Genomic DNA, 24,638 nt, shown 5'->3' on the forward strand with positions numbered 1-24,638 from the left:
AATGAGCAATTGCGAAACGATGACCACCTACGTGTGCGTTCGTGGCCCTAACCCTGCAACAACGATGAAAACAAAGACACTGACGGCGCATAGAATCCCCGCCCCGCCAACCCCTGCACTCCGTGCGCATCGACCATTGCCAGATGCACAATGGGCGACACTCCGCTCTGCGCGATAGACGCCGCGCACACCAACCCCGTCCGTTCGTTCAACACGTATCGGGCACGATCGGCCGCATCCGCGGGCAACAGGCCTTGCCACAAACTCAACAGCGCTGGTGCCAGGCTTAATGCCTGACCACCCAATCCACAAAAATCGATCACCGCGCTATCGCCGATTGCCCCTAAAACCACCGTGTTTTCATGGCCGGGAATAAAGCAACCAGTCGGTGCAGTGGCTGGCACCTTGCGCCAGTGGTTCTCGCCCGCCAACCGGACGCCGAATTCCATCCCATTGCCACCGGCTGCCTTGATATCGCCGTCCTGCGTTTCCAGTACGCAAGCGCAGGCTGCCATGATCAACGTCAGCACAAAATTGGGATTGCTCGACAAGGTGGAAAGCAGCTCGTCGCCCAACGCAGGAAACGTGGTGACCAATGCCTCAATCATCGATTGGTTGGCAACGCCAGTGCGTGAATGGCACTCATCACCCTGCTGCAAGGCATCGCGCAGCCATGGCGCAACGGCCAACGAAGCGGAGCGCAAACAGGGCGCCAGTATCCCCAGTCCCAAACGGCTGATGGCATGTAATGCCACGACGCACGAGGGATCCTGTGAACCAAAGCGCAAAGAAGGCACGCCTGCCTCCAATAGCGGCGCATACCGGATCGTATGCCCCAGCCGAACCACCGCCATAGGCATCCGCGACGATACGACCTGGGCCAGCGGCGTCACCACGCCGTGATTTTGCGCAGGCTCAAAACGATAGGTCCCCGACGCCAACAGCTGTAGAGCGGCAGGGACATCAGGCGCCGCCCCCTCAAACACCAACGCCTGTGCCGCTGCCTGCATCACCGGCACAGGAACAACGGCATCCGCGGCATACGCGGGCCCCGCATGCAACAGTACGTGGGGATCCAGATCAGGCAACGCATCGCGCAGGCGCACGACGTCTACCCAATACGCCTGCTGCAATGGCGCGAGCATGTGTTCAATATCACGCGTTGGTGCAACGGCGGCCCGCATCATGTGGTACCCCGTTTGGCGTGCTTGCCTCGGCCCATCCATTTTTTCCAGGCATCACGCATCATGGCCAACACGAGAGCAAACAAATTCAATGCAGGCGCCTCGGACGGTTGCTGCACGGCTGCCTGGCTCACTGATTGCGATGCGGCGTTCTTTGGCATCCTTTCGAAGGACGCACCGGGCTTATCCGCCGGGATCGCCACAGCACCTGACTCGGATGCGATCACATGGACCGGGCTCGTACTGCGCACGTCCTCCGCAGGCGCCGTATGACTCTGAGCGCTCAACATCGCCTGCAAATTCTGCGCAAACTGCTTCGTCAACTGATCGCCCAATGCACGAACAATCCCCTCGCGGCTGAACTGGGCCAGCGATCCGGTGATGCTGAAGTCCACGGTGACATTGACGGTGGTGACGGCGCTATCCTTGGGTACGACGGCGAATCGGGCGGCTCCCTTCACACGGCTATTACTTTTCCCGTCCGTGGCCTGACCGGTCATCTCACCCGAATGCCCCGCCTCATCCAGCGACAGCGACCCGAGGCCCGCAAATGCGGCAGCGATCGGCCCCAGCTTCACCTTGAAGAGCAAGGGCAATTCATCTCCAATTGGCTCGCCGCGCAACGAAGCTCCTGGCAAACATTGCACCAGCAGCGCAGGCTCATGAAACGCGGCCCATACCGTTGCCAAAGGCATGGCCACGTCAAAAGACTGTTCAATCTGCATGTCTCTGTTCCCCCGTGTGATAGGCTGACAACACGTGCATCACAGCATCGACGATGCCTTGATACCCGGTGCATCGGCATAGATTCCCAGCCAGCTCATCGCGCACACGAGCCTCGTCTGCCTGCGGCAGGCGACGGACAATATCGCGTGCCGTAATCAGCATGCCGGGCGTGCAGTAGCCGCACTGCAGCGCGTGATGCGCTGAAAAAGCCGCGCGCAGTTCGGCCGTCAATGGATCGTCATCCAAGGCCTCGACCGTCGTAACTTGTTTGCCTTCGAAACGTACAGCAGCCTGCAGGCAGGACCGCTGCGGTGCGCCGTCGACTTCCACGGTACAGGCACCGCACACACCATGCTCACATCCGATATGTGTGCCCGTCAGCCCGCAATGCTCGCGCAGCGCATCAGCCAGATGCGTGCGCGGTTCGCAATGAATGCGATAACACGCCCCATTGACCGTCAACGCGACATCGACCTCGTTCACCTCGGGAAAATCGAGAGGCATCGTCATTGCTTTGCTCCCAAATCAGCTACCACGCTAGCCAGCAGATCGCCATGCCAGGCCCGACGCTCATACGACAAACCGGACTCCGGTGCGTCCAACAAAGCCGCTCGTGCCGCAGGATCCGCCAGGCGTGCATACAGACCCGTACCACTGTGGATCTTTACCGGCCCGTCCAAGGCGCCCAACACCAAACGTTCGATGCCACGATCAGGGTCCACCACACCAGTCACGATCGCCAATGCGAACTCACCCGTTTTGCGGCAATGTTTGCGATAGGACCAGCGCGCCTTCGCACTGAATCGCGGCACTCGAATCCGCGCCAGAACTTCGCCGGGATTGAGATCAGGTTCAAAGGCCGAACGCACAAACTGCCCCGCAGGCACCATGCGCGCACCTTGCGGCCCTACAACCTCACATGTCGCGCCCATGACCGCCATGGCGCTGATCCAGTCTGCAGCGGGGTCCGCATGACACAAACTGCCGCCAATCGTGCCCCGATTGCGCACAGCGCGATAGGCAATACCATGAGCAACATGGGCCAACATGCCATGTGTCACGTCCGGCACGCGGCCATCTTCGATCGCAGCGTGGGTCGTCATCGATCCCAAAACGAGCTCATCCCCCTGCACTGTGGCAGCGCGCAGTTCGGCAATCCCATGCAGATCGATCAAGCGCTCAGGCTGAGCCAATCGCAGATTCAACATGGCGCCCAAAGACTGCCCGCCCGCGATGGCTTTGTAGAACTCGTCGCGCGCCAGTGCAGACAGGGCTTCATTCACGCTGCTCACGCGTTCCAACTCGTAGGCAGCTGCTTTCATCGCGCAGCCTCCGCCCGTTCAATGGCAGCCAACACACGAGGCGGGCTGGCGGGCACGCACAGTACCTCCGCCCCCAGATCGGCCAACGCGTCATTGATCGCATTCACAATCGCGGCCGGCGGTGCGATCGCGCCGCCCTCGCCTATCCCTTTTTGCCCGAACTTGGAAAACGGGCTCGGCGTCTGCATATGATCGATACGCACCCGCGGCATTTCACCTGCACCGGGCACGATGTAATCCGCCAGCGTCGATGCCAGCGGCTGGCCTTGTTCATCAAACGGCATTTCCTCATACAACGCCGTGCCGATACCTTGAGCCAGCCCTCCCAGCAGTTGTCCTTCGACCACCATGGGGTTGAGCAATACGCCGCCGTCTTCGCACACTACGTAATCCAGCAATTTGACAAAGCCCGTCGCCGTATCGACCTCGACCGCACAAGCATGACAGGCATAGCTGAACGTGCCGCCATCCGGTTGCATGCGATAGCCCGCCGTGAGCGCCAGGCCGCCGGGATTCACATCTGCCGGCAATTTCTGTGGCGCGCGATACCAGGTGTGGCCAATCTGGGCGTAGCTCACGCGCTGCGAACCATCCTTGAGCGCGATGCCTCCCTGCACATACACGACGTCGTTTTCAGAACATTCCAGCAGGCTGGCGGCGATGCGCTTCATCCGCATCCCGAGCTCTTCGCATGCCGTTCCCACGGCGCCACCGGCCATGACCGCACAGCGAGATCCCCAGGTGCCAGTGGAATACGGCGACGTAGCCGTATCCCCATGCAGTACACGCACGTGTTCCGCGTCCATGCCCAGCACCGTGTTCGCAATCTGCGCCATGGTGGTTTCCAGGCTCTGCCCATGCGAATGCACGCCGATCTGGACCTCCAGGATGCCGTCCGGCGTCAGGCGCACATGACATTGCTCATATCCCGGCACCATGGGAATGCCCCAGCCGTGATACACCGACGTCCCGTGCGCGCCTTGCTCGCAGAATATCGACAGGCCGATGCCAATGCGGCGCTGCGGACGCGCGCCTGCGGGCTGCAACTGCGCTTGACGCGCGCGCCACTGGGTCCAGTTCAACCCCTCCACCGCACGATTCAAGCAAGACAGATAATCACCGGAATCGAACGTCTTGCCCGTGATATTGGTGTACGGCATGTCCTGCGGGCGCACCAGGCTTTGCTGACGCAATACATAAGGCTCCACGCCCAGCGCACGCGCCGCCACATCCATCATGACTTCTAATGCAAAACACACACCGGTGCGCGCCACACCGCGATACGGCAGGATAGGAGGCTTGTTCGTCGCGGCCGAGCGAGTGCGGCACAGAAAATCGTCCATGCGGTATGGCCCTGGCAAAATTGAACCGATCTGCGCGGCCTCCAGACAGGCCGAAAACGGGTACGAGGAATAGGCCCCCGAATCCACAATCGCATCGCACTCGATCCCCGCCAGACGCCCGTCGGCATTCACGGTGACACTGATGTCATAAGCATGCTCGCGGCAATTCGCGTTGGCGCTCAAATGCTCGCGGCGATCCTCCAGCCAACGCACCGGACGCTTCAGGTGCATGGCCAGCCATGCACAGCAGATTTCTTCGGGCAGCAGAATGCCCTTGTATCCGAATCCACCGCCCACGTCGGGCGATACGACACGAATGCGGCCTTCGTCCAGGCCCAGGCATTCCGCGAGCCCGGTGCGATTGATATGCGGCAGTTGTGCGGCGCTCACCATCACGAGCTGATCCATCCGCGTATCCCACCAGCACAAGACGCCGCGCCCTTCCATGGGCATCATGCATTGGCGAGAGGTAGATAGTTTGCGCGATACCGTCACCGCCCCTGGATTCCTGATTTGCCTGTCACCGCGTTCGACGCGGGTTTCCAGAAATACATTGCCATCCCATTCATCATGGATGCGCTGCGGCGCCACACCGTTGGCAGCGTCATGCATATCGGCAATGACTGGCAGCTCTTCATAATCGACCCAGACCTGCGCGGCCAGATCCTCGGCGCGCGCACGCGACGGCGCCATGCACATGGCGACCATTTCGCCGACATGACGCACCTTTTCCATCGCCAAGGGATATTGGACCGAGGTACGAAAACCCGGCAAACGCGACGCCGCCAGGATCGGCTTTACGCCCGCCAAGTCCTGCATCGTATAGACCAGATGCTCATACCCCTGCGGCTTTTCAATGTGCCCTACGCGCGCATGCGCCAGCGGCGATCGCACAAACGCGACGTCCAACGCACCCGGCATACGCAGATCGCCCACGTATTGCCCCTGGCCGCGCAGAAAGCGCTCGTCTTCTTTGCGAGTCAAGCGCGCGCCGATGCCCTGACCCAGGATTGGAGGATGTTGCTGCGTCATGGCGGGTCTCAGGCGGCGGCTTGCAGGACGGGCAGGATAGGCGCGTCGGCGTCGTAGCGCACGCCTTCGCGCAAGCAGAAGCGCGGGTTGAGCATGCGCGAAGTCACCGCCTGATTGCCTTCGTTATCGCGCAACGTCCACTTGCCACGCTCATCGGACAGGACCGACACATCGGCCAGCGCCCCAACGCCGAGATGGCCGATCTCGCCCTCCATGCCCGCCAGTTTTGCAGCCTCGCTCGTCACCATCGGCACAACCCTCTCCAGCGGCACGCCGAGCGCCAGCATGCTAGTCATCGTCGACACCAGCGAAAACCGGATCGCGCTGGTGAATAGATGGTCGCCCTCGTCCGGATGGATATCGGGCGTGGCAGGAGGATGCGGCACCTTGGTGTTATAGCCATGCATGTCCGCACCCAGCGTGTCCGGCAGAAAACCCGCCTCCAACACACGCCGAGCCATGTCGAAACTGAAGTGCGAGCCATGACCCACGTCAATTTTCATCCCGCGCGCCACCGCTTCGCCCAGCAAGGGATGCACTTTGCCATCCCTACCGACAAATCCGCCCGGGTGTCTGCTGAATGGATGCGCCAGCACATCACCGGGCTTGGTCAGCTCCAGCACATCACGAAAGATCGAATCGGGATCAATATCCAAGCCAGATTCAGGCGACGGCCACAACTGTCCGAAATGGATATACACCGGCAAGTCCGCCTCGCGGCCGATCTGCGCAGCGATGCGCATGACATCCATGCCCCAGCGCTGAAACCCGCCTAGTTCGGCATGAGCCTTGACGCCGCGCACCAGGTCTTTGTTGGCCAGCGCCGCCTTGACTGTCGCATCCACATCCAGACAGGACGGGCGATACAGCTCGGGGTAATAATGCCCTTCCAGCCCGCCCACCAGATACGCCGAGATAAAGGACAGCACACGCGACGTGGCCTGCTCGGCGACGTAGTGCCTGAATCCCGGGATCGTGATGCAGCTGGCGCCGCCCTGATCGATCAAGGTGGTCACCCCGCTTTTGATCCCGCACGTGTCTGCGTCCAACCCGAAGCGGCCCGTGACATACCGATAGACATGCGCGTGCGTATCGATGAGCCCTGGCAAAACCAGGTCTCCCCGGCAATCCACCGTCGTCGCATCGGCGCCATAGGCCACGTCTATCCCAGCGACCCGTCCATCCCGTATCACCAGATCGCCGACGCGATCCACACCGTTGGCGGGATCCATGATGTGCCCGCCCAACAATACCGTTGTAACCATGACTGTTTCTCCCATCTGACCTGTCCGGCCCTGAGAGACAACAAAGCAATATACATGCCAAATCAGCTTGACAGCCCAGCCGAATTCCCCTTAAGCCATTGATACATAAAGACTATATTTTTATAAAAATACGTGGTGCACCATCTAATTAAGTATTTTCCCCAACAGTTTCGGAGCATCCGGACCGGACACGCCTACCGGAGCAGCATCATTACTGCGCCATGTTTCGCACCAGCATGAGGCATTTTATGTGGTACACCACCTATATTGGTGCACGATATAGACAGAAATTCCCTTGGAATTTTGCATGGTCGATGACAAATTCGTGGTGTACCACTTAAACTAATAATTCGCTCGTTGACGCATAGCGCATCCGCGCTCAGTCCCTTAATGAATGAACTCAATCAGAATGCCGCGCTGCGCGCCGAACTTCAGTCTTACCAAAAACGCACACTGCTCTATACCCGGCCGGGTTTTTTGATACGGCGGCTGCATCAAATCCATAGCTGGCTATTTTCCGAAGAAACCAGCGCATTCAACATCACTCCGGTGCAATACAGCCTGCTGACCGCATTACGCGAGCGGGGTGAGCTGGACCAGAATTCCCTGGCCTTGGATATCGGACTGGAACGCAGCAGCGTGGCCGAAGTGCTGCCCAGACTGGAGACACGCGGATTGATCGAACGGCGTCAATCCCCGGAAGACGGCCGGGTAAAGCTGGTCCGTCTGACTCGTGAAGGCCGCACGCTCGTCAAACGCATGCAGCCTGCCGTGCAGAGGGCGCACGATCGCACCATCGAGCAATTGCCCGAGGAAGCCCGCGATCTGTTCATGCTGCAGATGATCCGGTTGGTAGAAGCCAATAATTCGCATGCCGTGGCACCGCTGCGGGTACGCTAGATGCCTGCCTCTGCCCCGTCATGCCGGGAAGCCTTTACAAACCGGCGACCGGTGAACCGCGAGTCCAAATGCTCACCCACAGCGGGGATAGGGGCCGAATAGAGCGGGACTATCGGGCCGGCACAGTGACTTGCACACAAAAAAAAACTCGTGCATAATCTCGTTTCTTCGCCAACGGCACTAAACAAAACCGGCAACGACAGGGTTAAACCCCCGAAAATTGCAGAGTTTGTTTTAGAGAAACGGGGGTATAGCTCAGCTGGGAGAGCGCTTGCATGGCATGCAAGAGGTCAGCGGTTCGATCCCGCTTACCTCCACCAGTCGAAAGCGAAGTTGCAGTACAGTTAGTCCAAGTCCCCTTCGTCTAGAGGCCTAGGACATCACCCTTTCACGGTGAGTACAGGGGTTCGAATCCCCTAGGGGACGCCAGCTTTTTTAGTTGGTTGCAGTATCAGTAGGTCACCGCTGCGGAGCGGTAGTTCAGTTGGTTAGAATACCGGCCTGTCACGCCGGGGGTCGCGGGTTCGAGCCCCGTCCGCTCCGCCAAAAATTCCAAGGGCCAGCGTGCTTACGCCGCTGGCCCTTCGCAGTAAAGTAGGATGTTTGGGGGTATAGCTCAGCTGGGAGAGCGCTTGCATGGCATGCAAGAGGTCAGCGGTTCGATCCCGCTTACCTCCACCAGTTTGCAGTACAGCAGTCCGAGTCCCCTTCGTCTAGAGGCCTAGGACATCACCCTTTCACGGTGAGTACAGGGGTTCGAATCCCCTAGGGGACGCCAGCTTTTTTAGTTGGTTGCAGTATTAGCAGTACACCGCTGCGGAGCGGTAGTTCAGTTGGTTAGAATACCGGCCTGTCACGCCGGGGGTCGCGGGTTCGAGTCCCGTCCGCTCCGCCAAAGAATTCAGGAAATGCCCCCACGCTGCGCCTTCGGCTTGCTGCCCCCCAAGGGGGCGTTTTTAGCCTTGGGGCGGCCCGGCGGCAAAAAAAGCCCTTATTCAAGGGCTTTTTTTATTTTCAGGCAATACAGCTCAACGCAGAATCAGCGTCGCCTCGATAAGCTTGAAAGTCGGCTGCAACTGCCGCCACGCGTCCTTGCTCATGCCATCGGGCTTTCGCAATGCCGTGCGCAGATCCATATCGTCAAAGCGCTCGCCCTTGCATGCGAACACAATGCTGTTGGTCATATCGTCGTCGACGACTTCGAACAGCGACGTACCAAAGGCCTCGCGCAGAAATGCGAGGCAAACCGGATACGATTCGCTCTCTAGATGCAGATTCACGACCAGAATGCCGTCAGGCAGCAACGCGGCATGACAGTCGTCGAAGAATGCCTGCTCGCACAATGCCGCCGGCATGCCCTGCCCGTCGTAGGCGTCGACCAGCAGCACATCCACCGGCGTGGGCCCGTCATGCAGATAGTCTTTTCCGTCCGCGGCAATTACACGAAACCGCGCATCGTCGGGAGGCACGTGAAAAGCGTCTCTCAACGCGATGACATCAGGATCGATCTCGACCACATCGATCGACGTCTGCGGCAGATAGCGATGGCAAAACTTCGGCAATGATCCTCCGCCCAAGCCGATCATCAACATGTGCGCAGGATCAGGATCAAACAGCAGAAAACCCATCATCAACCGCGTGTACTCGAACTCGAGCGCGTACGGGTTAAGCAGGGACATACTGCTTTGCACGGCGGCGGAGCCGCTGAACTGCAATGTCAGCGCATCACGTGTCCGACGCAACTGGGGCTGGCCCGAAGCATCATCTACGGGTGTAGGTTCAGGCAAAGACATCGTGCATTGAAAAAAGCGAACGGCAACCACGGCATCTTACCGGTTTTCCATTACGCAATATGCCTGCACAGGCCGGGCTGACTGGGGCGCCCTGAATCTACCCACTCGCCCCCAACACCGCCTCGACCACGCGATGCACGGCACGAACCGCGGCATCATTCGCGCGCGGACGATACGTGACGAGATTGATCGTGCGGCTCACCGACGGATTCGCGATCGGCGTGATCGCGAGCTCACCGTGTTTGATCTCGTCGCCCACCGAATGCGCAGACAAAATGCTCTGGCCCTTTCCTGCCGAGACGAGTTTCTTGATGGCATAGGTGGAATCCACATCCAGCATGACGTTGGGTGCCCGTCCCACGTGTTCGGCGAACGTACGCTCGATCATCAATCGCAGCGTTTGTGGAAAGGCCGGCAAAATCAGCCCCAAATCGGCAATGTCCGCCAACGAGACCGTTTCCGGCAACCGCTGTTTGAATGCAGGATCCGTGACCAGGTATAGATCCTCTTTCCCCAGGCTATGCACCGCCAACGGCGTATTACCCGGCACGTCGTACACCACCGCCAGATCGACTCGGCCGCTTTCCGCCCATTCGAGCAAGGTGCCGCTCATATGCTCGGTCAGCGTGAGCTTGATGTTGGGATAACTGCGAGCCGCCTGCTCCAGCACCTCGACACAGAATTTCGTGTTGACCGCCGTAGACATGGCCAGCGTAACGCGACCGATGGGATTGACATCGGAGGATTTGAAATCGTCCTGCACAGAATCAACCCGGCGCAGGATCTCCAACGCATGGGCTTTCAGATGATGACCCGCGGGTGTCAACTCGATCCCGCGTGGCAGCCGATTGAACAATACTTGGCCGAGCTCTTGCTCCAGTTGCCGCAATCGCTGGGAAATCGCGGGCTGCGCCACATGGATTTGCGTCGCCGCGCCAGAGATGCTGCCACAACGGATGACAGCCAGGAAATAGCGCAATTGGGTCAGCGTCATAGGTGCTCGCGTCTACGGCTGGCGCAATAGATCACGCCGTCTCGCCTATACATAAACATATATGCAATCCATATTTTTATACTATTTTACCTATATCAGATTTGCATGAAGAATAGAGGAAAACATTCCGGAGACATTGATCATGTTCCTAAAACAACTCGCCGCCGCCTTGGCCATCACCGTTGGCATGGGCGTCGCCAGCACGAGCGCCCACGCCGCCTACCCTAGCCAACCCGTCAACGTCATCGTCCCGCAATCACCGGGCGGCACCAACGACATCGTGGCGCGCCTGATTTCCGACAAACTGGCGCAGAAACTCGGCCAGCCCTTTGTCGTACAAAACAAGCCCGGCGCAGGCGGCAATATCGGCACCGCTCAAGCCGCCCGTGAAAAACCCGACGGCTATACCGTCCTGTTCACGATCAGCAGCGCCCAAGCGATCAATCCCGCCATCTACAAAGACCCAGGCTTTGATCCGATCAAAGACTTTGCGCCCGTGGCCGCCGTAGGCAGCGTACCCAACGTGCTGTGCGTTCACCCCTCGTTTCCAGCCAATACCATGGCTGAATTCATCACACTGGTAAAAGCCAACCCCGGCAAATACCAATACGCCTCCGCGGGCAACGGCACACTCAATCACCTGCTCGGCGCCATGCTCGATGAAAAAGGCGGGCTGAAACTGGAACACATCCCCTATCGCGGCGTCGCCCCCGGCATGACCGATGTCCTCGGCGGACAAGTGCCCATCATCTTTGCCAGCCTGCCCTCGTCGATCGCCACGATCAAAGCCGGCAAACTGCGCGCGCTGGGCGTCAGCACCAAAGAACGCAACCCCGCACTGCCGGACGTACCAGCCATCGGCGAACAGATCCCCGGCTACAACGGCGAACTGTGGATCGCCATGTACGTGCCCAAGAACACTCCCAAAGACGTCATCGATACGCTCTACAAGGCCACCGAGAGCGTATTGGCTGATCCCGACGTCAAGAAAAAATATGCCGACCTGGGCGTTGAACCGCTGAACGACAACCCCGAACAACTCACGAAACGCCTGAACGACGACCTGAAACTCTGGAGCACCATCGTCAAATCAACCGGCGCAGAAGTGAACTGACATCCATGACACAAACCGCTCAAACTCACGCATTCACCCCCGACCAGGAAGGCCCGCTCGCAGACATCAGAGTCGTCGACATGTCTCGCCTGGTAGCCGGCAATATGCTGTCCGTATTCCTGGCTGATTTCGGCGCGGACGTCATCAAAGTCGAACGCCCCGAAAAAGGCGACGACCTGCGTCATTGGCGCGAAGGCGGGCAGGCGGTGTACTGGAAAGTCTACGGCCGCAACAAGCGTTCGCTGGCACTGGATATCAAATCCGAAGAGGGCCTGACACAGCTCAAAAAGCTGATCAAATGCTCGCACGTGCTCATCGAAAACTTCGTGCCGGGCGGTCTAGAAAAAATGGGCCTATCGCCCGACGTGCTGCACGCATTGAACCCAGCATTGGTCATCGCGCGCGTATCAGGCTGGGGCCAGACCGGTCCCTACAGCCACAAACCGGGCTTTGGCACATTGGTCGAAGCCATGTCCGGCTACGCCTACCTGAACGGATTCCCCGACAAACCTCCTGCCCTGCCGCCGTTGGCCATGGCGGACATGATCGCCGGCATGTACGGCGCAGCAGGCGTCCTGACCGCCTTGCGCAGTGCAGAAAAAACCGGCGTCGGCCAAATCGTAGACCTGTCGCTGTTCGAGCCGATTTTTTCCCTGATCTCGTCCGAAGCCGCAAAATTCCAGGCCACCGGCACGCCCACCCTACGCTCGGGCAATCAGTCCGCGCACACCGCGCCGCGCAACGTCTACGTGTGCAAAGACGGCAAACATATTGCCATGTCGGGCTCCATGCAATCCATGGCCATGCGCATCTTCGACACCATCGGCATGCCCGAACTCAAGACCGATCCACGTTTTGAGAACAACGACGTGCGCGTACAAAACAAAGACCTGTTGGACGAAATCATCCAAAGCTTCGTCGCGCAGCGCGATCAAGACGACAACCTGGCCCTGTTCGAAAAAGCCGGCGTCACCGCAGGCCCCGTCTATTCCGTCGCAGACCTGATCGACCATCCCTACGTCACAGGCCGCGAAGCCATCGTCCACGTCCCCGACGCCGACATGGGCAGCGTCCCCATGCACAACATCATCCCGCGCCTATCCGCGAGCCCCGGCGTATTCCGCCGCCCCGCCCCCACCCTAGGCGAACACACAGCAGACATCCTGGCCGAACTGGAACATGTCCAGCTAGACTCAACTAAATCAAACTAACGCAAACCAAAAACCAGAGCGAGCCAAAGCGAGGCGGCTCTAACAATGCCAGCAGGGGGCCGTCATATCAAGGCCGCGCCGGCCCGTAGAGTCCGCCGAACCAAGCATGCCAGGCGGGGGGAAGTCGGCTGGGCATGTTTGAGTGGAGCGCAGCGGAGCGAGTTTGCCCAGCCGCCCCGCCTGGCATGCTTGGTGAAGGGAAGTCTGGCCGCGCAGGCGGCCAGACCGGACGATAGGGCCGGCGCGGCCTTGATATGACGGCCCCCTGCGACTTAAGAAACCCACCCTCAGACATAAAAAGCCCCCCATCCCTAACCAAAAGCGAGGCCTAACCATGAGCAAAGTCTTCACCTGGCGCTCCATGCTTTTCGTCCCCATCGTCAACGACCGCTTCATCCAAAGCGCCCTGAAGCAACCCGCCGACGCCATCCAGCTAGACCTGGAAGACAGCATCGCCCTCGACCAAAAAGACCAAGCCCGCGAACGCGTCACCAGCGTCGCCAAGCTATGCCACGACCAAGGCAAAGACGTCATCGTGCGCGTCAACCGCCCCTGGCGGCAGCTGCTACGCGACATCGAAGCCAGCATAGGCCCGCATGTACAAGCCTTGACCCTGCCCAAAGTCCCCAACCCCGCCTTCGTACAATCCGTCGCAGAAATCATCGATGAATTGGAGACCGAACGCGGCATACCGCTGGGCACCACCCGCCTGATCGTCATGGTCGAAGACGCCGAAGGCCTGCACAACATGCACGACATCGCCGCCGCGCACCCACGCATCTGCGGCCTGATCGTCGGTGCCGAAGACCTCGCCGTCTCCTTGCAAATGGCCGTTACCCCCGACACCCTCTACGTGCCGAACGTCATGGCCGTCGCCGCATGCCGTCGAGCAGGCATCGCCCCCATAGGCTTCGTCGGCTCAGTCGCCGACTTTGCAGACCGCGATGCCTTTCAGAAAACCGTCGAGCGCGGCGCAGCGTTGGGATTCGAAGGCGCCTTCTGCATCCACCCCGCGCAAGTCGCCATTGCCAACGCTGCCTTCGCCCCCTCGCCCGAGGCCGTCGCACGCGCACGCCGCCTCATCGCCGCATTCAAGGAAGAAGAAGCCAAAGGCCGCTCGGCCTGCACCTTCGAAGGCCGCATGGTCGATGCGCCCGTCGTCAAACAGGCCCAACGCATCGTAGAAAAAGGCGAAGCGTTCGGAATCGCGGCCCTATAACAACAACGGCTCGCCCTTCATGCGGACCTCAGCCACGATCTTGTCCGCACGCTGTTCCAGAGAAAAACTGTGCCGATCCGGGTAACGCAACGCCAACCGGCGGCACAGATTCCCCAGCCCGCCACCACTGCGCGCCAAATCATACGGTGCATGCAATTGCCCCGGATTGTCCACCTCGACAATCAATTCATCGCCCTGCACCCGCGTCCTGACATTGATCAGAAAGTGATCGTGTTCAGATCGCATGCCATGCTTGATCGCATTCTCCACCAGCCCCTGCATCGTCATATGCGGCACCAGTAATTCCAGCGAGGCAGGATCCACCTGGCATCGATACTCCAGCCGCTTATCAAAACGCAGCGCTTGAATGCGGATATACGTTTCCGCTGCTTCGATTTCCTCTTCCAGCCGACACATCCCGCGCCCGCGCCGATCCAGCGAATAACGCAGATAGGCCGCCAACCGGCGCGTCATTTCCTCGGCGATCGCAGGACGATCCGCGATTTCCGCCACAATCGTATTCAGCGCATTGAACAGAAAATGCGGTTCGATCTGCAGCTTCAGATATTCCAGCTCGAGCCGCAAGGCACGCGTCTCGGCCTTCATCTTCGAAATACGCTCAGTGCGTACAGCCAGCTCTGCCGACACGCCAAAGTAGATCAGCGTCCAGATCGACAAGATACCCATGTAGTAGATGAAGCCCAACCGGTACTGATCGACCGGCATCACATACCGGATCTCCGGGCCGAACATCTGATGTATCCCATAAGCGATCCCCGCCAACACCGCCGACGTCGCCAGGCACAGCAACACCGCACTGGCCAGCACCTGGATCGATGCATTCGGCCTGGGATGGCGCCCGTGAAAGACGGCCACGGCGCTCGTGATCGCAAACGCCAATGGCTCTACCCCCACGGTCAGCCAAAACGCGACCGTCGCATTCGCAAACACCACCAGCCGTATACAAAAGCCGATGATCGCCAGCACGCACCACCCAACCACCTGGGCGCGCCAGAATGCCACCGACGATTCCCCCAGGCTCAACGCCTGACCGATGGGCACAAAAATCATGAGAACATCTCCCTACACCTTATTGGACGTACCGACTACGACTACGGGCCGCTACGGATTTCCGACAAGCTCAACATGGCCTATATTTAGCCCCTGCTGTGCAGGCGCTGCCCATTTGCGCCCCATCGTCTGGTCGCTCGCTGCCCACGCTCAGCTAGCTCGCCATCATCAGGCTCCCAAGGAGAACCAATGTTACGCGTGCTGATCATCGATGACGAAGCGCCCGCACGCCGCTATCTGCGCCGACTGCTCGAACAATTCCCCATGGTCCATATCGAGGGCGAAGCCTCCACCCCCGATCAAGCCCAGGCCATGATCCGCGAATTCCGCCCGGATGTTCTCTTCCTGGATATCGAACTGTCCAGCGGCACCGGATTCGACCTGCTGCCCGGACTGGATCCCGCGCCAGCCGTCGTTTTCGTCACGGCACACGACGACTACGGTGCGCAGGCCTTCGATATCGCTGCGGTGGACTATCTGCTCAAACCCGTCAGCCCCGAACGCCTGACCCAGACCCTGACCCGTCTGCAATCGCGCAGCAGTGGCAGCACCTACCTGACCACCAAAACCAAAAACGGCACACGCATCATCAAAATCCAGGACCTGACCATCGCCCAGGCACAAGGAGACTATGTCCTGCTGTGCAGTGCTGCGCATGCCAATGAACTGATGCACATCACACTCAAGCGTCTGGTGCCGCAATTGCCCACGCCCCCGTTCTGCGCGGTCTCCCGGTCGATGATCATCAATCTGGACCATATTGCCCACGTCTCCCAACGGCCCGGCGAACAGGCCGAAATCACCTTCACTCACAACAACATTGCCCCCATCATCCTGGGCCGTACCGCATCCCTGCGCCTGCGCCGCGCGATGGTTTGACATGAAGGCCATCGTCCCCGCGTCCACATTGCGCCATGACTCGACATCGCCTCCACCGCTCTCGCATCTACGCCGCACTGTGATCTGAGACCGCGGCCAGACTGACAGTATGCTCAGCCGCAAAGGCCAGCTACTGTTTTTCGACGAATGCGCATAAACCGTCGACGAATTCATGGCCTGGCCTGTCTATGTGCTGTCATGCAGCGCAGAGGGAATTTACAAAATGACACACAATATCCGGCAGAACTTATCTCGGGAGATCGCGGCACGTTAATGAGCTCTCTGGCGCAACACGCAGCGAATCCCTACCTACTACCGTCTACGCCCCCTCAATTCCGGCCAAAATCCAGCCATTGCCATTCCGGAATACCGTTCTTACGATCCGCCGCTATTGCTCAAGCCGCAACCATTGCCGCGGCATCGTTCTCGCTGGAGGATCGTCTTGCAAGTCGCCACTGTTCCCGTTTCCGATATCGCCAAACCGCTGCCTGCTCCCACCGGTGTAGCATGGCCCCACGAAGACATCCTGGCGCTGTTCGAATTGCCGTTCATGGACCTGCTCTACCAAGCCCAGCAGGTCCATCGCCAGCATTTCGATGCCAACGCGATCCAGCTGTCCAGCCTGCTCTCGATCAAGACCGGCGGTTGTCCGGAGGACTGCGCCTACTGTCCCCAATCGGCGCACTACGACACCGGCCTCGCCGCCGACAAACTGATCCCCTTGGACGACGTCCTGCAGGCCGCTCGTGCCGCCCAGGCGGGCGGCGCACAGCGGTTCTGCATGGGCGCCGCCTGGCGCAGTCCCAAGCCGCACCACCTGGACCAGGTCGCCGAAATGATCCGCGCAGTCAAAGCCCTGGGGCTGGAGACCTGCGTCACGCTGGGCATGCTGCGTGAAGGCCAGGCAGAACAACTCAAAGCTGCCGGACTGGACTACTACAACCACAATCTCGATACCTCGCCCGAGTTCTACGGCCAGATCATCTCGACCCGCACCTATCAGGATCGTCTCGACACGCTGGACCGTGTGCGCCATGCCGGATTGAACATTTGCTGTGGCGGCATCGTCGGCCTGGGTGAATCACGCAACGAACGTGCAGGCCTCATCGCTCAATTAGCCAACCTGGCGCCGTACCCCGAATCCGTGCCCATCAACAACCTCGTACAAGTCGAAGGCACCCCACTGGCCGGCACCGACGCCTTGGACCCATTCGAATTCGTGCGCACCATCGCCGTCGCCCGCATCACCATGCCGCGCGCACACGTGCGTCTGTCCGCCGGCCGCGAAACCATGAGCGACACCTTGCAAGCTCTGTGCTTTCTGGCCGGCGCCAACTCGCTTTTCTGCGGCGACATGCTGCTGACCACCAGCAATCCGCAGGTACAAGCCGACCAGCGCCTGATGGAACGCCTGGGCCTGCACGCCGAGGCCGCTTAATGGCTTGGTCCCGGTCCTCTGATCAGGACGCCTGGCTCGTATTTGTCTCATCTCTGATCGAGCCTCGCTCATCTCTCCGGACAACCCTCTGACTCTCGCATCACAGCCTATGCCTTCACTCACATCCGGATTGCTGTACCTGATCGCCAGCGTGGCCTGCAGCGTCAGCGTTGCCGTTCTGCTTAAAGTCGCTCGTCGATACGACATCGCCATACGCCAAGCCATCGCGGCGAACTACGCCGTCACAGCAATACTCAGCGCAATAGTGCTAGGCCCCACAACAGCCCAAGTCGAATCCGCCATCCAGTCCTGGCCTCTGCTACTGACCCTGGGCATCATCCTGCCCACCGGTTTCATCGCCATGGCGCAATCGGTGCGCCATGCCGGTATCGTCCGCAGCGACGCCGCGCAGCGTTTATCGTTGTTCCTGCCTTTGCTGGCGGCCTTCCTGCTGTTCGGCGAAAACATCACCTGGCACAAAGCCGCCGCCATCGCATTAGCCTTTACCGCCCTGTTTTGCATCCTACGACGCCGCGACCATACAACCAACATCGCTGCCGGCTCACACACCTGGATATGGCCCTTGGGCGTCTGGATCACCTACGGCCTTGTAGACATCCTGTTCAAACAAGTCGCCAAAACCGGCACCGCCTTTGCGGGCGCGCTCCTCATCGCGTTGGTCCTGGCCGGCATCGCCATGACCGCTTACCTGCTCATCCGCCGCATCGCCTGGCATCCTCGCCACCTGCTCGCCGGCGTCATTCTGGGCCTGCTGAACTTCGGCAACATCGTCACCTACATCCGCGCCCATCAATCCCTGCCCGACAACCCCGCCCTGGTCTTCGCCTCCATGAACATGGGCGTGATCGCAGCAGGCACAGTAGTAGGAGCGCTAGCCTTTCGCGAGCCGCTCAGCCGCATCAACCTATTGGGCCTCTTGATCGCGGCAGCGGCGATCTTCCTGATGATGCCCGCTTGAACCACGCCCGATGTCTGGCACCGGGCGCGCCGCCGGTCAATCAACGCATGGGAGAATAATCGGTCGGGACGAGAATATGGTTTTCGACGCGCTCCACGATGGGCTTCTCGGCTTCGCTGGCGGCCCGTTTGGCGATCCACTCGGGATCCGCTTGAAAGGCATTCCACTTGCGCTCTCGCTCCTCGAGGCTTTCCCATTCCAACAAATAGGTCAGCGCGTGGTTGCTGGGACCGATCAGCGTTGTCCAGAACCCTATGGGCTTGATACCGTATTTCTTGAAAAAATCCAGCGTCGTCCTGGTAAAGCGCTCGTGCAGCGCCGGCAGGCGGCCCGGCAAACAATGGTAAATACGCGTTTCGATAATCATGACGTCTCCTCTGCAATATCAAACGTGGTTCAGCGTTGCGCTTTGGGGTATTCGGACTGGGGCAATTCCTCCTGCCAATCGGCCTCGCCCAGCGAGATGGCCAAGTGCGTCATAAACGTATCGGCGGCCGCACCATGCCAATGACGTTCGTTGGGTCGAATCCACACCACGTCGCCCTGGCGGATTTCCTGAGGCTCGTCACCATCGGAGCATATCCAGCCGCGGCCCGATGTCACATGCAACACTTGGCCATACTCATGTGTATGCCAGAACGTGCGTGCGCCCGGCGAAAAAAATACGTGATTGATGCCAACGTTGTCCTCCGGGGGCATGACCGGATCAGCCCACACAACCCCTGTGAACGTCGCACCGCGTTGCTCCGAGGGCTTGCCCTGATCTCTGCCGTGAAATACTTGCATGACCTTTTACTCCGCTGTTGAAGCGCTTTTCAAACGAACGCCGCCCGATACGTCGCCGATGGCGTCCACCACACGATTGCTGATCTGGTCGCCATAACCCAGCGCAGTGGCCAGGCCAAAGCAGGCCGCGGGACCTGCGGCGTTCAGCGAGGCACCACCCGATATGCCAGCGTCGACGAGACCGATAAAGCCTACTCGCGTCCGGTTCATTGCTTATTCCCAGTGGCCTGTGCCGCGCTCTCCACCTCGTATGCCCGTATGGCCTCGGAGGCGACCCGGAATGCCGCCAATCCGAGGGGCGCGCCACAATAAACCGCCGCCTGCGTCAACACAGCGCGAATCTCCTCCGTGGTGACGCCGTTGCGCAGCGCCCCTCGCACATGCACGGCCAGTTCGTGGTGCTGGCTCATGGCGGTGAGCATGGCCAGATTGACCATACTGCGCACCTTGAACGACAACGTATCGTCCCCCCACACTTCACCCCAACAGTACTCTGTCACCAGCCGCTGCATGGGCCGATTGAACTCGTCGGCGGCCGACCACGATTTTTCGACATGATCTGCGCCGAGGACCGTTTTGCGATTCTCGAAGCCCTCGGAAAACCGATCAGATTGCTGCATGAAATTACCTCCATCATCATCGATGCGCCGTTATGTGCCGCCATGGCGCGAGAGTGTGCTATTTGCCGGGCCAAATGGGCTGGGCGACAGCCTGTTCCTGCGGGAATACGGTCACCGGCACACCGTCCTGCCACTGGATCACGGTAAGCGTCGCGCCAATGCGGTGCCCCGCCTCATCAAACTTGATCTCACCCCCAGGAAAGTACCGGCTGGGACCTTCGTCCAGGGTGTGCATCGCCTGCCCGACCGCCTCGCGATCGGCTTTGCCAGCGCGTTCCAAAGCCGCCTTCATGATCCACATATCGCCATAGGTCGAGATGGCGTTCTGCGTCATCCACGGTTCTTTGTATTCGGTCTTCATCCGCTGGATCAGGGCTTCCTGGCCCTTGGCTCCCCAATTGCCCACGGCCGACATGACGCCATTGAGCAACGCCGGACTGACGGTGTTCAGCACTTCAGGCTCGGCGATGGCGATGCCAAAAGAAATCACCGGCACCTTTACATTGGTCTCGTTCATCTTTTCAAGGATGAGCTTGGCATCGGAGATCACCGTGGGCAGGAAAAACAGCAGATCGGGACGCCGCGAACGCACGCGCTGGATCAAGGACGACGCGTCCGCCAGCGGCGGCGTGAAGGTCTCGTCGACAACGAGCTCCAAGCCATTTTTCTTCAAAAGGCCGTCTTTCAGGGCCTTGACCGTCGACAGCGAGGCGGCGGTATTGTCGGTCACGATGGCCACCGTCTTGGGCCGCTTGCCTGAGGCTTGCTGCGCCAGGTCCAGGATGCTCGGCAGCGCGATCTCAGCCTGCTTGCCGGCTGGCGCCGAGGTCTGAAACACGTACTTGAATCCGCGCGAAGTAATCAGGTCAGAGTACGACAACGTCAGCATTGGCAACTCGGCACGCTCAGTCACCTCGGTTGCGGCCAAGGTGAATGAGCTCAGGTAGGCACCGGTCGCTGCGACCAGGCCTGGATAATCGGCGACCATTCGTTCCGCTGCGCTTTTGGCCTTTTCGGTGGAGTCGCCGGAATCCACCACTATCAGCTTCAGTTTGGCACCGCCCAGCGCCTTGATTCCACCTTGGTCGTTAATGTCTTTGACGCCCATTTCAGCGCCCATACGCATGACTTGGCCATAACGCGCGTAAATGCCCGACATGGGCGCGATCAGGCCAACGCTCACGGGAGCCGGTTCGGCCAGAGCACCGCCGCCCAGCAACAAACTGGCGCCCAAGGCCATGCTCACGACACTGGCCACCATGGATTGCTTTTTCATGTTGATCTCCTCGCTTTTCTTCCGCCTTGGTTCGGGGCGGCATGTGTGCTACATCCCAAGATAGGCGCGACGCACCCGGTCATCAGCCTGCAGTGTTTGATGCGTGCCTTCCAGCACCACGCATCCGGTTTCCAGCACATAGCCCCGGTCGGCATATTGCAGCGCCTCCGCTACCCGCTGCTCCACTAACAGGAGGGTCAGATTCGCCTCTCGGCGAATGTCGATCAGGCGTTCAAAAATAAAATCGGCGATGGCGGGCGACAGCCCCATTGACGGCTCGTCAAGCATCAACAAGCGTGGCGACGAGGCCAGCCCGCGGCCGATGGCCACCATTTGCTGCTCGCCTCCCGACAGCGTGCCCGCCAATTGCCGGCTGCGCTGTTTGAGCACGGGAAACCATGCATAGATGCGTTCCAGATTGCTTTCCCAATCGCGCCGGCCGGCCTCGGTATAAGCGCCCATTTCCAGGTTTTCCAACACGCTCATCGAGGCGAATACTTGCCTCCCCTCGGGCACATGAGCGATGCCCAAGTGAGGCCGCCGATCACTGGGCACGGTCAACAGGTCCCGCCCATCGAAGCGTATGCTCCCCGAACGGGCCGACACGCTGCCGGAAATGGTCTTGAACAAGGTGCTTTTGCCCGCTCCGTTTGGGCCGACAACAGAGACGAACTGCCCCTCGCCAACTGCCACCGACACCCCCTTGAGCACCGGCACTGCGGAATAGCCAGCCGTCAGTTCATTGATTTCAAGCAGCATGTTGCGCGCTCCACTTCTTACCCAGATAGGCCTGGACCACCTGTGGATCTTGCGTGATCGACAGCGGATCGCCACGAGTCAGCACCTGTCCATGATCCAGCACCAGGAACTCATCGACCAGGTGCACCATGGTCTGCATGGTGTGCTCGATGATGACAATCGTGACGCCCTCAGCCGCGAGCGCGTGGATCGCATCGACAATGTCATCGACCTCGCCGTGCCCGAGGCCCGCCAGGGTTTCATCCAACAGCAACAACTCGGGTTGCCCAGCCACCGCGCGAGCCAGCTCCATCAATCGCAATTCACGGGTGGTCAGCAGTGCGGCGATTTTCTCTGCGCAATCGGACAGACCGACCCGCGCGATGGCCTGCGCCGCAAACGCCTCAGCCTGCGCCTCATTTTTGGCGCGCACGTAGGCGCCCACCTTGACGTTCTGCGCCACCGTCAACCGCATAAAAGGCCGCATTATCTGGAAAGTTCGTCCCACCCCCGCCGCGCACAATGCATGCGGTTTGCGGCCCGCCATATCTACACCATTGACGATCACCTTGCCCGTATCCGGCTGCAAAAAGCCGTTGAGCAGATTGAACAGCGTGGTCTTGCCCGCGCCATTAGGGCCGATAATCCCCAGGATCATGCCTCGGCGCACCGAAAAGCTGACATCTTGCACGGCCTTGAGTCCTCCAAAGCTGCGCGAGACAGACTGTACGTCGAGGATGATGTCGTCGGCCGACATCGCAGGCCGCACCGGCCGCGACAGCTTGGCGGGCCGCTGCGTTGACGTGGTCTGCTCTGACGGCGCAGCCGGCGTTGGCGCGCGATGGCGCCGTTGCAACGTGTCGCGCAGTTTCCAGAACACGCCTTCCGGCGCTGCCAGAATCACGGCGATGATGGCAACGCCCAGGATCACGCCCTGGATACCCGGATAGGTCGAGCCCAGCTCGGCATGCAGGATCTCGCCCAAGGGCACCAGAATGGCCGCACCGATGATTGGCCCCCACACCGTCCCCACGCCACCGAACATCGATACCGTGAGCGCCTGCGCCGACACCAGCATGCCGAACACCGACACCGGCGTGACCACCAGCAGCACCACGGCATAAAACGCCCCCGTGACACCAGCAATGGCGCCGCTCAACGTGATGGCGCGCAATTTCCATCGCAGCGTGTCGATACCGGCGGCTTCAGCCGCGGCTTCGTTTTGCTTGATGGCGATGAGCGCCATACCAAATCGCGTTCGCTCCACATACAGAGTGATTTGCACAAACACCAGCAGCATGATCAGGCCAACCACCGTGTAGTAACGCCGGTCGGCAAACTGCATATACAGCGCCGGATGCTCACGCTGCATCGGAAAGGTCACTTCCTGCAGCCCCAGCCACTCGAACACATATAACAATGCCAGTGGATACGCCAGCATCGCCAGCGCGAAATAATGTCCGCGCAACCGAAACGTCGGCAGCCCGACCAGAATTCCAGCCACCGCGCCGATCACACCGGCCAGCGGCAACATTATCCAAGGCGACAGACCTAGATAGACTTGTCCCAATACCGCCGCGTAGGCCCCCAGGCCAAAAAATGCAGCATGGCCAAACGAGACCAGGCCCGTATAACCGCTCAGCATGTTCCACGACAAGCCAAAGCACGCCCACACCAGCACCAGCGTAAAGATCAGTTGATGGTACGCATTGCTCGCCAGCAACGCGGCGGCCAAGTAGATCGCGGCGACCAGCAGCAAGGTCAAAGAAGTCGGCAATCGTTTCATCAGGTTCGCTCCGACACGCGGCCGAATAGTCCTTGCGGCCGCAACATCACGATCAACAGAAAGAACACGAAAATCGCCGCGTTCTGCAATTGCGTGGGCAGCACCAGCGACGACAACTGCTGCACCAGTCCGATCACCATGCCTCCCCAGAAGGCGCCAAAGATGCTGCCTATGCCACCCAGCACCACGCCGGCGTACATGATGATCACGTACTCCAGGCCGACAAAGGGATGAAACGGAAAGTTGGTCGCCAAGAGGCCGCCGGCCAGCGCAGTCACGCAGGTGCCCAACGCAAAGGCGATGCGGTACGAACGGTTGACGTCGATGCCCATGTACGAGGCGGCGACCGGATTGTCAGCCGAGGCGCGCAAGGCCTTGCCAAGCCGACTGCGCGTAATCAATGCGCCGAGCACCACAATGGCGGCCACAGAGATCAACGCCGCCACTGCCCGGCCCTTGTTGGCGAACACGCTGACGTAGTCTCCCCATAGCGGTCCGATTTCCCAGGCACTGCTCGACAGCGGCGTGCGCAACGACACCAGTTGCGGACCAAACACCATCATGCCGCCGTTTTGCAGAATCAGGGCAATGCCCAGCGTCAGCACTAGTTGAGCGTAGTGACCATCGCCATCGAGCGCCGCACCACGCCGGCCCGTAACGCGCGAAATCAAGAGCCGGTGCGCCAGATAGCCCACCCCGAACATCACGGGCACCGCCAGCAACACCGAGATATAGGGGCCCAGCACAGAGCCCGCCAGCCAGTGCGCACCCAACAGGATGAAAAAGTAGTACGTCACATACATCCCGAGCATCATGAAATCGCCCTGGGCGAAATTGATGACGCGCATGATGCCGAAGATCATTGCCAATCCGACGCACATCAATCCATATAGCCCACCCACCAGCACACCAGCGGTGAGTGCCTGCAAGAATGCTTCGAGATGAATTTGCAGTTCTGTCAT

23 protein-coding genes, 6 tRNA genes and 1 pseudogene are annotated in these 24,638 nt (G+C 59.9%); 13 read left to right on the top strand and 17 right to left on the bottom strand.

The genetic code is table 11. The annotated features are described in order from the left end of the window. Positions 1 to 47: 47 nt before the first annotated feature. Genes CAL20_RS18820 through CAL20_RS18845 form a run of 6 tightly spaced genes read right to left on the bottom strand, consistent with a single transcriptional unit; the run spans position 48 to position 6,872 of the window. The gene (locus CAL20_RS18820) at positions 48 to 1,187 is read right to left on the bottom strand and encodes an oxamate carbamoyltransferase subunit AllG family protein (RefSeq protein ID WP_179266702.1); all 1,140 of its coding nucleotides are present in this window, start codon (positions 1,185 to 1,187) and stop codon (positions 48 to 50) included. After that, positions 1,184 to 1,909 (bottom strand): SRPBCC family protein, encoded by a 726-nt coding sequence (locus CAL20_RS18825; protein ID WP_094822551.1) that lies wholly within the window; start codon positions 1,907 to 1,909, stop codon positions 1,184 to 1,186. The genes CAL20_RS18820 and CAL20_RS18825 overlap by 4 nt, the downstream gene beginning before the upstream one ends. Next, positions 1,899 to 2,420, bottom strand: coding sequence for a (2Fe-2S)-binding protein (locus CAL20_RS18830; protein ID WP_094822552.1), 522 nt, complete (start codon positions 2,418 to 2,420; stop codon positions 1,899 to 1,901). The genes CAL20_RS18825 and CAL20_RS18830 overlap by 11 nt, the downstream gene beginning before the upstream one ends. Beyond that, positions 2,417 to 3,232 (bottom strand): FAD binding domain-containing protein, encoded by an 816-nt coding sequence (locus tag CAL20_RS18835; protein ID WP_094838634.1) that lies wholly within the window; start codon positions 3,230 to 3,232, stop codon positions 2,417 to 2,419. The genes CAL20_RS18830 and CAL20_RS18835 overlap by 4 nt, the downstream gene beginning before the upstream one ends. Further along, a complete protein-coding gene (locus CAL20_RS18840; RefSeq protein ID WP_094838635.1) occupies positions 3,229 to 5,607 on the bottom strand; it encodes a xanthine dehydrogenase family protein molybdopterin-binding subunit in 2,379 nt (792 codons plus the stop codon). The genes CAL20_RS18835 and CAL20_RS18840 overlap by 4 nt, the downstream gene beginning before the upstream one ends. A gap of 8 nt (positions 5,608 to 5,615) precedes the next feature. Beyond that, positions 5,616 to 6,872, bottom strand: a complete 1,257-nt coding sequence (locus tag CAL20_RS18845) for an amidohydrolase/deacetylase family metallohydrolase (RefSeq protein ID WP_094838697.1) — start codon at positions 6,870 to 6,872, stop codon at positions 5,616 to 5,618. 390 nt (positions 6,873 to 7,262) lie between these two features. Here CAL20_RS18845 and CAL20_RS18850 point away from each other — a divergent pair, with 390 nt between their 5' ends. The 7 genes from CAL20_RS18850 (at position 7,263) to CAL20_RS18880 (ending at position 8,667) form a co-directional block, all read left to right on the top strand. After that, positions 7,263 to 7,772, top strand: a complete 510-nt coding sequence (locus tag CAL20_RS18850; protein WP_094838636.1) for a MarR family winged helix-turn-helix transcriptional regulator — start codon at positions 7,263 to 7,265, stop codon at positions 7,770 to 7,772. A gap of 244 nt (positions 7,773 to 8,016) precedes the next feature. Beyond that, a tRNA-Ala gene (locus CAL20_RS18855) sits at positions 8,017 to 8,092 on the top strand. Between the two features lie 33 nt (positions 8,093 to 8,125). Beyond that, positions 8,126 to 8,201, top strand: a tRNA-Glu gene (locus CAL20_RS18860). 40 nt (positions 8,202 to 8,241) lie between these two features. Beyond that, positions 8,242 to 8,318: transfer RNA gene (locus tag CAL20_RS18865), tRNA-Asp, on the top strand. A gap of 59 nt (positions 8,319 to 8,377) precedes the next feature. Continuing rightward, positions 8,378 to 8,453 (top strand) — tRNA-Ala (locus tag CAL20_RS18870). Between the two features lie 21 nt (positions 8,454 to 8,474). Beyond that, a tRNA-Glu gene (locus CAL20_RS18875) sits at positions 8,475 to 8,550 on the top strand. Between the two features lie 40 nt (positions 8,551 to 8,590). Then, positions 8,591 to 8,667: transfer RNA gene (locus CAL20_RS18880), tRNA-Asp, on the top strand. A gap of 133 nt (positions 8,668 to 8,800) precedes the next feature. Here CAL20_RS18880 and CAL20_RS18885 read toward each other — a convergent pair. Both CAL20_RS18885 and CAL20_RS18890 read right to left on the bottom strand, forming a co-directional pair. Next, positions 8,801 to 9,565, bottom strand: a complete 765-nt coding sequence (locus CAL20_RS18885; protein ID WP_094838698.1) for a fused MFS/spermidine synthase — start codon at positions 9,563 to 9,565, stop codon at positions 8,801 to 8,803. A 97-nt stretch (positions 9,566 to 9,662) separates the two neighbouring features. Next, entirely contained in the window at positions 9,663 to 10,559 is an 897-nt protein-coding gene (locus CAL20_RS18890; protein ID WP_094838637.1) for a LysR family transcriptional regulator, read from the bottom strand. 142 nt (positions 10,560 to 10,701) lie between these two features. Between CAL20_RS18890 and CAL20_RS18895 the strand changes: the two genes are divergently transcribed. From CAL20_RS18895 to CAL20_RS18905, 3 genes are all read left to right on the top strand, one after another. After that, complete coding sequence (locus tag CAL20_RS18895) at positions 10,702 to 11,673, top strand: Bug family tripartite tricarboxylate transporter substrate binding protein (RefSeq protein WP_094838638.1); 972 nt, start codon at positions 10,702 to 10,704, stop codon at positions 11,671 to 11,673. Positions 11,674 to 11,678: 5 nt separating this feature from the next. Further along, positions 11,679 to 12,884: a CaiB/BaiF CoA transferase family protein gene (locus tag CAL20_RS18900; RefSeq protein ID WP_094838639.1), complete on the top strand. Its 1,206-nt coding sequence runs from the start codon at positions 11,679 to 11,681 to the stop codon at positions 12,882 to 12,884. 334 nt (positions 12,885 to 13,218) lie between these two features. Then, positions 13,219 to 14,103 carry an HpcH/HpaI aldolase/citrate lyase family protein gene (locus CAL20_RS18905; protein ID WP_094822559.1) on the top strand — a complete coding sequence of 295 codons (885 nt, stop codon included), beginning with the start codon at positions 13,219 to 13,221 and terminating at the stop codon, positions 14,101 to 14,103. Here CAL20_RS18905 and CAL20_RS18910 read toward each other — a convergent pair. After that, positions 14,098 to 15,174 carry a sensor histidine kinase gene (locus CAL20_RS18910; protein ID WP_094822560.1) on the bottom strand — a complete coding sequence of 359 codons (1,077 nt, stop codon included), beginning with the start codon at positions 15,172 to 15,174 and terminating at the stop codon, positions 14,098 to 14,100. The genes CAL20_RS18905 and CAL20_RS18910 overlap by 6 nt on opposite strands. 189 nt (positions 15,175 to 15,363) lie before the next feature. On the opposite strand from CAL20_RS18910, the gene CAL20_RS18915 reads away from it, so the two are divergent. The 3 genes from CAL20_RS18915 (at position 15,364) to CAL20_RS18925 (ending at position 18,470) form a co-directional block, all read left to right on the top strand. Next, positions 15,364 to 16,053 carry a LytR/AlgR family response regulator transcription factor gene (locus CAL20_RS18915; protein WP_094838640.1) on the top strand — a complete coding sequence of 230 codons (690 nt, stop codon included), beginning with the start codon at positions 15,364 to 15,366 and terminating at the stop codon, positions 16,051 to 16,053. A 472-nt stretch (positions 16,054 to 16,525) separates the two neighbouring features. Beyond that, on the top strand, positions 16,526 to 17,491 hold the full coding sequence (bioB, locus tag CAL20_RS18920) for a biotin synthase BioB (protein WP_256981636.1): 966 nt from the start codon (positions 16,526 to 16,528) through the stop codon (positions 17,489 to 17,491). A gap of 109 nt (positions 17,492 to 17,600) precedes the next feature. Then, on the top strand, positions 17,601 to 18,470 hold the full coding sequence (locus CAL20_RS18925; protein ID WP_094838642.1) for an EamA family transporter: 870 nt from the start codon (positions 17,601 to 17,603) through the stop codon (positions 18,468 to 18,470). A 40-nt stretch (positions 18,471 to 18,510) separates the two neighbouring features. Here the strand turns inward: CAL20_RS18925 and CAL20_RS18930 are convergent, their stop codons facing one another. The 8 genes and pseudogenes from CAL20_RS18930 to CAL20_RS18965 all read right to left on the bottom strand — a co-directional run bounded on the left by CAL20_RS18930 (position 18,511) and on the right by CAL20_RS18965 (position 24,638). Beyond that, positions 18,511 to 18,837, bottom strand: coding sequence for an NIPSNAP family protein (locus CAL20_RS18930; protein ID WP_094838643.1), 327 nt, complete (start codon positions 18,835 to 18,837; stop codon positions 18,511 to 18,513). Positions 18,838 to 18,866: 29 nt separating this feature from the next. Then, entirely contained in the window at positions 18,867 to 19,256 is a 390-nt protein-coding gene (locus CAL20_RS18935; protein ID WP_094838644.1) for a cupin domain-containing protein, read from the bottom strand. A gap of 6 nt (positions 19,257 to 19,262) precedes the next feature. Beyond that, positions 19,263 to 19,415 (bottom strand): annotated as a pseudogene (locus CAL20_RS18940) (NAD(P)-dependent oxidoreductase); the annotation flags it as partial. 47 nt (positions 19,416 to 19,462) lie between these two features. Then, positions 19,463 to 19,876, bottom strand: a complete 414-nt coding sequence (locus CAL20_RS18945) for a carboxymuconolactone decarboxylase family protein (RefSeq protein WP_094838645.1) — start codon at positions 19,874 to 19,876, stop codon at positions 19,463 to 19,465. 58 nt (positions 19,877 to 19,934) lie between these two features. Next, on the bottom strand, positions 19,935 to 21,152 hold the full coding sequence (locus CAL20_RS18950) for an ABC transporter substrate-binding protein (protein WP_094838646.1): 1,218 nt from the start codon (positions 21,150 to 21,152) through the stop codon (positions 19,935 to 19,937). Positions 21,153 to 21,200: 48 nt separating this feature from the next. Continuing rightward, on the bottom strand, positions 21,201 to 21,908 hold the full coding sequence (locus tag CAL20_RS18955) for an ABC transporter ATP-binding protein (RefSeq protein WP_176456568.1): 708 nt from the start codon (positions 21,906 to 21,908) through the stop codon (positions 21,201 to 21,203). Continuing rightward, a complete protein-coding gene (locus CAL20_RS18960) occupies positions 21,901 to 23,676 on the bottom strand; it encodes a branched-chain amino acid ABC transporter ATP-binding protein/permease (RefSeq protein WP_094822570.1) in 1,776 nt (591 codons plus the stop codon). The genes CAL20_RS18955 and CAL20_RS18960 overlap by 8 nt, the downstream gene beginning before the upstream one ends. After that, positions 23,676 to 24,638 carry a branched-chain amino acid ABC transporter permease gene (locus CAL20_RS18965; RefSeq protein ID WP_094822724.1) on the bottom strand — a complete coding sequence of 321 codons (963 nt, stop codon included), beginning with the start codon at positions 24,636 to 24,638 and terminating at the stop codon, positions 23,676 to 23,678. Before CAL20_RS18965 ends, CAL20_RS18960 begins: the two co-directional genes overlap by 1 nt.

The sequence above is a fragment of the Bordetella genomosp. 4 genome (genome assembly GCF_002261185.1).
Classification (GTDB): Bacteria; Pseudomonadota; Gammaproteobacteria; order Burkholderiales; family Burkholderiaceae_B; genus Bordetella_A.